This window comes from Armatimonadota bacterium (assembly GCA_013314775.1).
Lineage (GTDB): Bacteria > Armatimonadota > Zipacnadia > Zipacnadales > JABUFB01 > JABUFB01.
Genome location: JABUFB010000008.1, coordinates 406,110 through 418,742 on the forward strand (window position 1 = coordinate 406,110; position 12,633 = coordinate 418,742).

Annotated in this window: 5 protein-coding genes; all 5 read right to left on the bottom strand. The window is 62.2% G+C overall.

What is annotated here, in order from left to right; all coding sequences use genetic code 11:
• Positions 1 to 83: 83 nt before the first annotated feature.
• A complete protein-coding gene (locus HPY44_09045; protein ID NSW56148.1) occupies positions 84 to 2,843 on the bottom strand; it encodes a tetratricopeptide repeat protein in 2,760 nt (919 codons plus the stop codon).
• A 131-nt stretch (positions 2,844 to 2,974) separates the two neighbouring features.
• Positions 2,975 to 6,478 carry a DUF4091 domain-containing protein gene (locus HPY44_09050; GenBank protein NSW56149.1) on the bottom strand — a complete coding sequence of 1,168 codons (3,504 nt, stop codon included), beginning with the start codon at positions 6,476 to 6,478 and terminating at the stop codon, positions 2,975 to 2,977.
• Positions 6,479 to 6,625: 147 nt separating this feature from the next.
• Positions 6,626 to 7,906, bottom strand: coding sequence for an adenylosuccinate synthase (locus HPY44_09055; GenBank protein NSW56150.1), 1,281 nt, complete (start codon positions 7,904 to 7,906; stop codon positions 6,626 to 6,628).
• A gap of 431 nt (positions 7,907 to 8,337) precedes the next feature.
• Positions 8,338 to 11,751, bottom strand: a complete 3,414-nt coding sequence (locus HPY44_09060; protein ID NSW56151.1) for a PAS domain-containing protein — start codon at positions 11,749 to 11,751, stop codon at positions 8,338 to 8,340.
• 209 nt (positions 11,752 to 11,960) lie between these two features.
• Positions 11,961 to 12,611, bottom strand: coding sequence for a hypothetical protein (locus tag HPY44_09065; protein ID NSW56152.1), 651 nt, complete (start codon positions 12,609 to 12,611; stop codon positions 11,961 to 11,963).
• Positions 12,612 to 12,633: the final 22 nt, after the last annotated feature.

Sequence of the window (12,633 nt, forward strand, 5' to 3'; positions counted from 1 at the left end):
AGTTTGCATCGCTCCAGCCCCAAACTACAAGGAGGGCGAGGCCTGCTCTCCTCGCCCTCCACCAGTCCATGCGACAGGTCGGCCTACCTGACCATCCCGATCTTGACTTCGCTCCCCTGGGAACTGGCCTCCACAGTGGTCACCGGCAGACGCCAGTCCTTGAGCTGCTGATCGCAACCGTCGCCAAACGTGGCCTTGACCGCTTTGGCGAAAGCCTCGCGGCTCGAGCCCTTTGCGGGGACGTCGCGCAGGGCCGCGAAGAACGAACGGTAAGGCTCGCGGTCGATCATTCGCGATTTGCTGAACCCGTTGCTGTCCAGGAGTGCATACAGCATCCCTGCGACGACATTGCGGTCCAGCGAAGCGTCCTCGCCCTGGATGACGTACTCATCCAGTGACTTCAGCGCGCGCTCGCGAGCTCGAACGACTTCCTCCTGCGGTAGCTTGACTGCGGCCGCACTGCCGATAGCATCTCGGGTCTCCGTCACGAGATCGTACTGGAGGGATGCGGCCGCGAACTCCGCTACTCCCCCAAGAAGGTCCGGGTTCTCGCGCAGGAACGGGACGGCCTCACCGAGCACATTCGACGCGATGTTCACCAGCCCCATACCCCATTGCGGCGGGTCCTTGATCTGGCAACCCGGCACCTTGAACGGATTGCCCTGGGTGCTCGCACATCCGCGGTCCACAACGATGACCACGCGTTCAGCTTTGTCCGCCCCGGTCCAATCCTTGAGCACCCGCTGCGCCTCATCCCAGATATTCGGCATGTTGTACATGCGCATGAGCGGCGCTCGCGTGAACGGCGCCAGCACTACGCAGCCATCGCCGATGAACACGTCCATATTGGCCGGGACTATCTCGAACTGCTCGTACACCTTCCTGGTGATCTCGGTCATGTCATACTTGTCGGGATTGGTGGCGGCGTCCTGGAACTGCTCCCAGCAGATACGGGCATCGTCTGCGAGACCACAATCTTTGAAGTCGATAGCCAGCGACTCGAAAGCCGCCTGGGCCTCATCCCACAGGCCCAGGCGTATCTTGGCCTGAGCGTAAAGGTACAGAGCGGGAGCCGCAAGATCATGGCCCTGCATCTCCGTGATGGGAGCAAGCAATTCCGCCGCCCGGGCATATTCGCCTTGGCCCATGAGCATCGCGGCCTGGAAGTAGTGGGCCTCCGGAATCAGGTCGGAGACGCCGATGGCATATTTGATGTGGTGGTTGATCTCGGAGTAGGCGAAGCTGACTTTGAGATTGTACAGCTTCATCAACTCGTAGAACGCGTCCTTATCCTGCTCAAGGCCGACCGGGAAAACGCCCGGGTACTCGGCCGAAAGCTCCGGATATATCTCCCGCGCCGTCTCCCAGTTCTTCTCATCCGCGTAGAAACTGATCAGCTTGCAGAATGAGAAAACCGGCACCGCACCATCTGTGAAGAAAGGCAGCCGCGTCGAGTTGAAGGGGAAGTGGATCACGATTTCCTGGTGGGTGTACGCAGCATCACCGGTGACCGGGCCGGTGTCGATGTCCCCGTAGGGCGTGTAGCAGCGGGCCACCATGCCGAGGGCATTGCACTGCAAAGAACTCCCCCTGAGGTTATTTGCGATGTACGCGAAAGCCTCGGTCGCTTTGTCGAGCGCGCTCAGCGAGCCGTCCGTCGGTATGGGGCCGGCATCGCCGGTGGACGCCTGGTAGTCCTCCTTCAGCCGATCAAGGTCCTCCGGGCCCGTTGCCTTATTGATCTCATTGAACAGGAATTCCTGGCGCAGGTAAGTCTGACCGATCTCGTACCAGGCGTCGTCCCAAAGATCATTGCCGGGGAACCTCTCAATAAACTCGCGGAACTTCGCGACAGCCATCTCATGCATCCCGTTGTTCTGGTAGTGCTTGGCCTCGCCGTTCCACAGCTCCTTGGCGTCCTTCGCGGGGTTCCACGCCAGCGGGTCGTAAAGGTCCAATTCCTCGGGAGCACGCCCAGGATTCAGGCGCTGGACAATGTTGTTGGCCTCGCGCATGGCCTGGTTTGTGAGGTCGCTGCCGTACCAGTCCTTGATCAGCCTCTCATAGGCCTCCAACGCCTCCGGGAGTTTGTTCATCAGCCGGTAGCATTCCGCGATCCGCATCTGTGCATCATCAGCGCAATCGCAGTAGCGGAAGTCCCGAATCAGGTCGCTGCATGCGTTAATCGCCGATGGATAATCCTGTATCTCCATGTACTTCTGGGACAGGATCGTCAGAGCGCGGGGGCAAAACTCACTCTTCGGATAGTTGTACGCCAACTGGTTCAGAGCGTCGAGGGCCTCGCGCGTCGCTTCGATGTGAGTGTACTCCTCCACAAGCGCCATGAGCGCATCGTCCGCCCACGTACTCTGGGGCCACTGCTGCACGATATGTTCGTAGACCTTGATGGCACGCTCGTGGTCATAGTCCTTGCGGTAGAGATTCCCCAGCATCCACGCCCCGTCGTCCGCGAGGTCGCTGTCGGGGAACATCTGCACCAGGCAGCGGTAGCCCCATTCCTCATTGCGGAAAGACTCGGGCCTGAAGGATGACACATACGCATAGTGCATATACGTGTCATCGGCGTACGGGGTGCCCGCGAAGCGGTTCAGGAATGCAGCATTGGCAACGATGGCCGCCTGGATTTCCTTCTCCTGGCGCACCTTGCAGCAGGTGTAGCTGGCCGTGGCTGCGTCTTCGTGCTGGTTGTAGTAAGTCAGGCGAGTGGGGAGAAGAGCGAGGTCTCGAAAGGATGATGTGAGGGTCGCGCCGATGTCAAAGTCCTGCGCCTGTGCTACCGACGCAATCGCGAGCACTCCGATCAGAATGAGGCCTTTACGCATGCCGTTGCCCCTCCTGGAGAGCAGCAGTATGGGCGCCATCGGACATGGACTGGCTCAATCTATCCATTTTGCCCGGATATATCTTAACCATCGGCCAGAGCCGATACAAGACGGAAACTGGAATTTGCACCCTATCGCCCCATCGCGCGTCTCGTCAAACCCTCGATCTCCTTTGCCACGGCCTCCCGGTGCCGCAGCATCGCGTCTGGATCCCTGCTGAAATGGGTGTAGTCCCGGGATATTTCCTCCCCGACCCGCAAGAGAGTGTGCCCCGGGCTGAGTTCCCGGAGAATCCAGAGGTATTCATAGTCTTCGATGCCGTCGCGAACGGTCTCCAGGCGGATGGACGACAGGGGCTCGAAGTTCCGGCCGGGATAGAGCAGCCAACCATCGCCGTTCACCTTGAACTCCTTGTAGGTCGCAAGGTCCCGGCAGTCCCAGTCGGCCTCATCCGGCCAGCGCTGTCCCTCGGCTTTGTCTGGCAGCAATCCAAACCAGTAGTTGACGCGCCAGTACAGGAAGCCCGTGCAATCCTTTTGCCAGGTTTGCCAGAAGAGCACCCGATGGTCGATTGCGGGCTGATCGATGAAGAAATTGGCGAACGGAGGCTTCGGCCCGCAGCAGACATAGAGCCACGTGACATCGCCTTCGGCGCGGCGAGCTTCGAAGAATGCGTCGTCCTGGTTGGCCGTCAATGCGCACCAGATGCGCACCGTTTCGTTGAGCTCAGCGGGCGTCCGGTTGGTGTAGTAGGTCTGCATGATGGGCGCGTCGGGCTCGAGTTCCAGCACCCTGCGGTAGGCAGCGCTCACCGCCTCGTACTCATCGGGACGCGCCTCGTCCCATCCGTACACATGCCCGTAGGGCAGCCAGCCCTTCTCTCGCCAGTGGTCAATCTGTTGCCCGACCCGCTTCTGGATCTCCACGACCTCGGTTCTCAGTTCGAAGTCGTCAATCACAACGTCCTTACCCTCGCACTCGGCTACGAGATCATCAATGTAAATGCGCAGGGGGCGGTCTTTGTTGTCGATCACGAACTGGAAGTTATCGCAGGCCGCCAAAGTGTCCAGATCAAGGGCAACCCCAGTCTGATTGTGGCGGTACTGCGAGACAGGGATGCGGACTTCATGCCAGCCCTCTTCGGCGATCGTGAACGTTGTGATCCACCGGTCCGGAAATCTGTTCACGAAGGCGACGATGCGCTCGCCGACCATGTCCGCGGTCTCGGGCTTCACCCAGAAGCGGAATGCCTTGCAGCCGGCTCTGCTCAACTCGCGCCCTTCCATGGGGCGGCTCAGTGAGGCCCAGGAGTCAATCTTCGGCCACTTCATCAACCCCGCGCGTTCCCCGGAATGCACCACGTCTCGCACGTACTCCATCCCTTGCGCGTTCGCAGCGTGCCAGCCGAAGTGGCCCACGCTTGCCATGCTCACCCCCAGAGGTGGCAGGCGGTCGACAATAGCCTCCATACACGCGTCGCTGACCGTGTAGTCCGGGGCGAGGGTACCATCTCCGCGGACCACCTCGCCGACATACGACTGGCCTACCGCAGTCGGTGTGACCCGGTAATCCAGGAGGAACTGATTCCAGCGAGTGAATACATCAGGCGGCAGATTTGCTTTGTAGTCGCTGCTGCCCGTGTACCAGCGGGATATTTCGGCAGCTGAGCAACCGAAGGGCGTGGCGAGATGCTGCCTGCGGGGCAGGTCGAATCCGAAGACCCGCAGTCTCAGGGACATTTCGCAGCGTTCCTCCCCCGCCGACACGCTGACGGTACCTGTGTACTCGCCCTTCGGCGTGCCCGGGGGAATGTAGAGGCGCAACCAGATGGGCTGAAGCTCGCCGGCGCGCAAGGTAAAGGGCGCGTCCGGCAGGAGCGGGTCAGGCCAGGCGCCCACGCGGAGGGTGGCATAGCCCGGCTCCCCTGTTTCGATATAACCCACGCGGCTGACCTTGATATTGTCGCGGGAGATCGTGTTCCCCTCGCCATCCGCCAGGTCGCTCACAGCCACGCGGCACCCCTCAATATCCTTTTCTGAAAGAGACACCGCAACTATCTGTGCGCTCTCGTACTCGTTTCCGGCCGCGGAGACTTCCAGCGACCGGGACACTTCCCCCTGGAACCCCTGACCGTCGCGGAACACTTTCTCGAGAGGAGACGCCACCGCCAGCCCGAAGGAAGGCTGCCTGCCTCCTTTGGACCACTCCGTCCACACTCGGAGCCTGAGAGTTGCCGCCGCAAGCTCGGAGACTTTCGCATTCAGCGCCGCGATGCGTCCCGTGAGTTGCGGCCAGGTATTCGCGGCGACCGTCTCGGGCGCTGCCAGCAGGCGCTCCAGCGCCTCCAGCTCTGCTTTGGCTTCCGGCAGGAGAGCGGGAACTGCGCCGGCGAGGGCCGTGGGCACACCGTCCAGGCTCAGCGCCCCGGCCAGAGACCGGAGCCGCTCTGCAAGGGGTGCCAGCCGGTCGTTCGCGATCCGCGCCAGCCGCGGGGTGAGGTTCGCCGGGACATCTTCAAGCGCCCCGAGGCGCGCGGGATTGTGGAAGCTGCCAAAAGTGCAGGACCACGAACTCGCCTGTCCGGATGCCTTATCCGCACGGCCCAGATTGATGAACCAGCGGTTCCCGGCGCCAAGCTCAAGGGGCAATTCGCGGACCGGGATGGCCATCTCGACGGTCCAGGCATCCGAGGTCTCCTGCGCTGCGGCAGTCCAACCCGCATTCCAGGATGCGTCCGTGCGCTGCGAGTCATACCGTGTACCCAGGGAGTTGACCACGAACTGGCAGTAATCTCCGCGCGCGGGGCCGGTTGATATGAAGACTTCCACATCATCGTCCATCCAGACCGGGCCGTCCCGCTCTGTGACCGTCTTGACCAGGGGCACGCCGGGCTTGCGGGGGCAGTGGAAGGCGACATAGAGGCTTTCGCTATCTCCTGCCACCCACGCGCGGGTATCCAGGTCTGGAACGGAGCCGTCGTTCACGCGGAAACCGGACAGCGCCCTGCCCGCGTCCCAGCAGGCTTCGGAGAGCAAGCCGTCGATTTCGGGCGGGGCTTCCACAGTTGAGCAGGTCACCGTCGGTGTCCCGTATGCCGCAATATCATCGAACCAGACCGTGCCCGTGCCCCGGAGAAGTGGTACAAGGCAAATGTGGTCGACACCCTCGGGGACGGTGAATCGGTGGGTCTCCTTGCGCCAGTCGAAGGTGCCCGTCCAATTGGCTGTTGCTCGACCGCCCACAATCTCTTGGACGCCCTCTCGCAACTGCACGTCCATCCCGCAAGAGCCTTCGACCCCTTCGGCCTTGATCCAGAACTCCACCACGATCTCCTGCCCCGGCTCCACGGGTGTGGCGGGATGGTGCCAGGTGCAGATGCCGTCGAAGGTCGGGTCAGTGATGCGCAGGCGGCCGCTGAACAGGCCGGAATGGTGCTCCTCCGCATCCATTTCGCTCGAGACACCATCGTGTGCGTTGCGCGGAGGCCAGATGCCCCAGTCTGCGGCGGCTGGAGGCACGCCCTGCTCGAACCCGCCATTGCGCACCAGGTCGGGAGTAGCCCCGTTGTCACCCAGGCATTGGGGGGCAAGGAGGAGGATCGTCAAGAGATGGAGAGATTGTATCGTTCGGGGCATCGCCAAGACCTCGCGGATCGCGTCTCGTCGGGAAGCTTCACCGTCCTCGTTCTCCGCATGCAGCGCCCATTCCTGCCGCACCAAAAGCAATGGCGGCAGGGTAGACCCGCCGCCGCGCACTACTCTCCGAAGGTCGGTTCGGTTTCGTCAGGCCCGTATGATCGTCTGGTCCCGCGCCGGCCCCACCGAAACCATGCCCACGGGGATCCCCGTGATCTCTTCGATGAACTCCACGTACCTCCGAGCGTTCTCGGGCAGGTCCTCGTATCTGCGGCACCCCGAGATGTCCGTCTTCCAGCCATCCAGCATTTCGTAGATCGGCTTCGCTTCGCTCATCAAGTCTACGTTGCTAGGGACCATCTCGTGGCGCCGGCCAGCTATATCGTATGCCACGCAGACGGGCAACTTCTCAAACACATCGAGAACATCAAGAAGCGTGAGCGCGATGCTGGTTGCGCCGTTGAGTCGCGCGGACGTGCGCACCACCACAAGATCCGGCCACCCACAGCGGCGTGGGCGACCCGTAGTGGTTCCGTACTCATAGCCGCGTTCGCGGATGAGGTCGCCGTCCGGGCCCTTGTCTTCGGTCGGGAAAGGCCCGGCCCCGACGCGCGTGGTGTAGGCCTTGGCAACGATATAGACATCATCGATGACCGTGGGACCAATCCCCGTTCCAAGACATGCCCCACCGGCGATGGGATGCGAAGAAGTCACGAATGGGAAGGTGCCGCAGTCGAGGTCAAGGAATGTGCCCTGTGCGCCTTCCATGACCACATTGCCGCCATTGTCCACCACCTTCATGAGCAGCGCGCGGGTGTCGCCGATGTACTCGCGCACCTCGCCGGCCACGGCCCACACCTCGTCGAAGACCTCGTCCGCCTTTAGGCCCTCATGCCCGTACAGTTCACGGAAAATCACGTTCTTCACTGCAAGCTGCTCATCAATGCGCGCCTTGAGATCATCCGCGGACAGCAGGTCGAACATGCGAACCGGACGGGGCATGCGGGCCGTTTTGTCCGTGTAGGCCGGCCCTATTCCACGCCGTGTAGTGCCGATACTTCCTGCTCCTCGAGAATCCTCCTGGAGGCCGTCCAAGAGGCGGTGGTATGGCATGATCACGTGGGCGCAGCCGCTGATGCGCAGCCCCTTGCAGGTGATGCCGCGCTCCTTCAGTCCGTGAATCTCTTCCACCAGGGAGGTCACGTCGATCACGGTTCCGTCGCCCATGATGGACAGGCAGCCCTCGTGGAGAATGCCGGACGGAATCAGGTGCAGCTTGAACTTCTCACCACCGACGACCACCGTGTGACCGGCATTGCTTCCACCCTGATAACGGACCACTGCATCCGCGTTCTCCGCGAGGATGTCGGTGATCTTGCCTTTGCCTTCATCGCCCCACTGGGCGCCCACCACGACCTTGACCGCCATGCAACTCAACTCCTTCGACTCGTCGAAGCACGAAAAAGACCCAGGTGGAGTCCCCTGGGTCTAAGCACACAAAACCGCGGGATCGGGGTCCCGTACGGTGAGTTTAGCCCCGCGGGGTGTTTGTGTCAAGGCCCGCAGACGGCCCACCAAGCGACGAGCAGACGGGGTGGGCCAGCCCAAGGCCTCTTGCATCCCCGGCTCCGGGCTGAAAAGCCTCGGGTCGCTGTTGTGGCATTGGAGCCTGCCAGTGGACAAGGTGCCTACCTGCGGTTAAATCCAGGAGGGCCCCTCCGCGTTTCTCCGCCACAGCCCTGCTATAAGCGGTTGCCCGCATCGCGGCCTGTAAGCCAAACCACCGCTCGCGAGAACCGCAGACGTCCGCACCAAGAGCCAGAACGCCTTTGGGCTCCAATAGCATGCGACTGCAAGCATCAATCCGGGACAGGGGCTTGCTCCGAAGCTTCCGCCAGGGTCTGCAGCACGGCGTTTATCAGGTCATCCAGCGCGAAAGGCTTAGCGAGAAGGCGCGCAGCACCCTGGGCACGCAGATCGCTCGCGAGGGCGTCTGTATCACTGCGACCGGAAACAACGATAGCCGGCACGCCGATCTCACGAGCGCAGCGCAGAACATCGCCCCCTCCACCACCGGGCATCAAGTAGTCGGTTACCACCAGATCTACGACGCAGCTCTTCAACAGGTTCAGTGCCGACGGAGCGTCAGCCGCCACGACCACTTCAAAACCTCGCTGCTGAAGGAATGCGTCGAGAAGGCTCCGCAGGTCGGGCTCGTCTTCAGCCACCAGCAGGCGGCGGCGGGTGCGGTCGTCGAGGCGGCAGGGCATCGATTTCGTTTCCGGTTCAGGCGGCTGCTCGCCTTTTCCCTCAGCGAACCGGAGCTCAAAGACCGTGCCTTCACCCACCTCACTCGTGAGGGAAATGGTCCCCCCATGGGCTTCCACGATGCTGCGCGAAACCGACAGGCCCAGGCCGGAGCCGGGGATGTCGCTTTCGCCCAGGCGTCCCTTGGTGGTGAAGAACGGTTCGAAGACTCGGGACCGGTACTCGGGCGGGATACCGATGCCCGTATCGGCCACTGTAACTACCACCTGCCTCTGCCCGTCGGCGCCTGTGTCGATGCGTGTCTCAATTGTCAGAGTTCCGCCGCCGGCCATTGCGTGGCAGGCATTGATGAAGAGATTGAGGAAGACCTGTTCGAGCTGTCCGGCGTCAGCCCAAATGGTGCAGTTGCCGGCACCGTAGCGCCGCTCCACCTCAACGGATGCGTTTGCAAGCTCCCGCGAGTTCATGCGAAGAGCAGCCTCGATTGCCTCTTCGATGTTCACCGGTGCCCGGCGTGGCTCCACGGGCCGAGCGAAACTCGTCAGATTGCGGCAGATCTCGGACCCCCGCGCCGTGCCTCGGTGCACGGCATCGATCAGTTCGTCGAAGTCCTCCGGACGACGGTAGGCCTCGGCGAGCTGGGCGCGTCCGCTCATGACCGCCAGGATGTTATTGAACTCATGGGCAACCCCGGCGGCCAGTTGTCCTACGGCGGCAAGGCGTTGGGACTCCTCGGCTTGTCGCTGCTCCGTGAGATCGGAAACGAACACGGCAACTCGCTGGACGTCCCCTGCTTCGTCCACAATCGGGTATAGAGTGATGGAATAGTGGCGCCCATCATCTGAGCCGTCGAAGCGAGCGGGCTGTCCGGTGCGAAGAGCTTGCTCGGCGTGAGGTTCGGCGGCTCTGACTAGTTGGGCAGGGATGACCGCAGCGACACGAGCTCCCACGAGCCGTTCGGTGGGTCTCCTCAACTCGGCAGCCATGGCGTCGTTGATGGCTTCGATGCGCCAGTCGCGGCTGACCAGCATAGCCATGTCGTGAGTCGCATTGAGCATGACCCAGCCGGCGCGTTCACTTGCCCGCAGAGCCTGCTCAGTGCGCTTGCGTTCCAGAATATTGCCCAGGAGAGAGCAGTAAATGGCGATGATGTCCTGGAGGTTTGGGTCAACGGGGCCGCCACTTATGGCACAGTCATTCAGGAAGAAGCCCAGAGACTTGGTTGCAGACCGGATCGGCGTATGAGCAACCCACCCGGTACCTACATCCACCATTGCGCCCTCGCGCATTTCACGCTGGGTGATAACCGGGGCATTCCAATGTTGGCTACAGGCCTCGTCTTGCAAATCCGTCAGGGTAGGCCATGCGTCCTGGCAGATGTCCCGCTCATCTGTCGTCCGGCCCTGGAGGTCAGTGCCGAAGGTTCCCTGCACCGTATCGCCATAGGCCAGATAAACCGAACACCGCTCGACACCCAGCCTCTCCCGGGGCAGTTCAACGGCCTTGCGGAGCATCTCGTCCAGGTCGTCGCATGCGATGAGTTCGTCAGCGATCGAGACCACCTGGCGCAGGCCCTGAGCCAGCCTTTCGATCCTCACCTCGCTCGCCTTGCGATCCGTTAGGTCCGTTACGATGGTCACCGCGCCGGTCACATTTCCATGGGCGTCGGTGACCGGTGCAGAATCAAGGGACACCCAGACGGTCGCAGCGCTGGTCGTCGCCTGGTAGGGCCCCTCATAGTGCCCTGGATGCCCATCCAGCGCGGCCCGGATACAGGACAAGACCCTGGTGTCTTTCAGGGTCTTCAGGTCCAGGCCTGCAAGCCGCTCGCGCGTTGTCTGGAGAATCTCAATGAACCGGTCATTGCATTCGGTCAGGATCAGGTCAGTGTCACAATGAAAGATCCCCACCGGCGATCGCTCGAAGAGCAGGCGCCAGCGCTGCTCGCTCTGGGCCAGCTGCTCCGCGGCGCGAGCACGCTGGGTAATGTCGCGGAAAACACAGGTGCGTGGCGCCGGGCCGCTCCCGCTCCTGTCAAGCGTCGAGACCCGCACATCATACAGCCTCCCAGCGCGCTCGACAGTCGCTGTCTGGTCAGTGCTGTTCGCGGGTTCGACCAGAAGCGATAGAAGCTCGGGCCAGTCCCCGAGGGCTTCGGCGACATGTGTCCCAAGGCAGTCCGCCGCCGCCAAACCGGTGATTTCCTCTCCGGCCGGGTTCATATCGATGATGCGGCCTTGACCGTTGAGTACGATCACGCCGTCACGCATTGCCGACACGATTGCCTCACAGGCAATAGGGACGGTCTCCAGAAAGCCGTGCTTGAAGAGACCCCAGAAAATGAAGGCGCCGGTGGCCAGAAAGGCGTAGGGAGTGAGGTCCAGATTCAGACCCCGGAAGGCCCCTGCGATGAAGGCGATGTTTGCGACCCACGGCGGGGCGACCCCAGCGAGTACGATAGCCGCCTGGCCGCGGAAGAGCCGAGGGGTTTGTAGCATGGACTGGAGAAGGATAACGGTGCCGGCGAGAAGGAGCGCGTAAGCGTACGCGACGGATAGGCGCCACCAGATTCCGTGCTGTAATACGGGGACGGTGAAGGGGACCGAGACTTCGGTGCCAATCTGCGCGTACATGAGCCCGTGGTATTCATTGGTCCAGGCGAAGACAATCGCGAGAAGACCGGGAATGGAAAGCAGGGCTATCTGGCGCGGATTGGGGAACTGCGTCCTGCCGGAGTAGTGGAAGGCGAACACGAACCAGGCCACCGGAACCGTCGCAATGCCGACCCACTGAACCTTCGCCCACAGCAGGCCCGCCTCAATACTCCGGCTCAGGAGTTCCATACCATAACCGGCTACCCAGACGGCAATGGCCACTAGGAGCAGCGCGAACGCAGCCGCGCCGGTCACCCTCGCGCGTCGGCGCCAGGCGTAGATGGCGAGCAGCAATTCGAGCCCTGCTCCCCAGAGCAAGGGCAACGCATACCAGATGGCGTGGCTCTGCATGGATCAACTCGTCAATGCGGCCTCTCCAGCGCGAGGCGACGCAAAGGCCTGAATAGAAATGGTTAATGCGTTTATACTACGAAATAGACCGGTGTTTGCCAAGAGATTGTCACGACAAGGGCGGGGGCAAATGGCTGCGCCCCTGGGAACATCGGGACCCAGGGGCACTGTCTGTAGAACCAGCGCCTTGCAGGTGGCCGCTGGGCGGTCTACGGACCGGGGTTGTACCCGAGCTCCTCGGCCTTCCGCGAGTCGAGCCGGCTCTGCTCCGGGTCGACGTCTTCGGATGCAATCGCGCGATGGTAGTAGGCTTCCCCGTACTTTGGGTCAATCTCAATCGCGCGGGTGAAATCGGAGATCGCTTCCTGCACCTGTCCCGCATCCAGCCGCCACAGACCACGCGCGACGAACGCCGGGGCAAGGTCCGGGGCGAGCTCTATGGCAGTCTCTATATCCGCCAGTGCGCGCTTCTTTTCAGGACCGGCGTCCGGGTCTGAGGAATCCTCGAAGGACTTCTCGCCTGCGCGGTAGCCCAAGGCCTCGCCGCGGACCAGGTAGGCTTCCGCCAGGTCGGAGCGCAGCTCAATCGCCTTGTCTGCAAGCGCGATGGCCTCGTCATACTTGCTCGCAAGCAGGGATTCCCGTGCCCGCGCAGCGTATCCGAGGGCAAGCTCCTCGCTTTTTTCAGGGTCTTCATCGGTGCTCTCGGCCGGTCCCGCTGCGTTCCCGGGCTCAGATGGCAGCCGGGTTTGTGGAGGCACAGGAGGCGGCTCTGTGGGCGGTGGAGTACGCGCGCAGCCGCCAATGCACAGGGCAAGACTTAGCATCAAAACCACAGGACCGCATGAGGAAGCGGTCATCGCAGTGGCCTCCGAAGGGTAC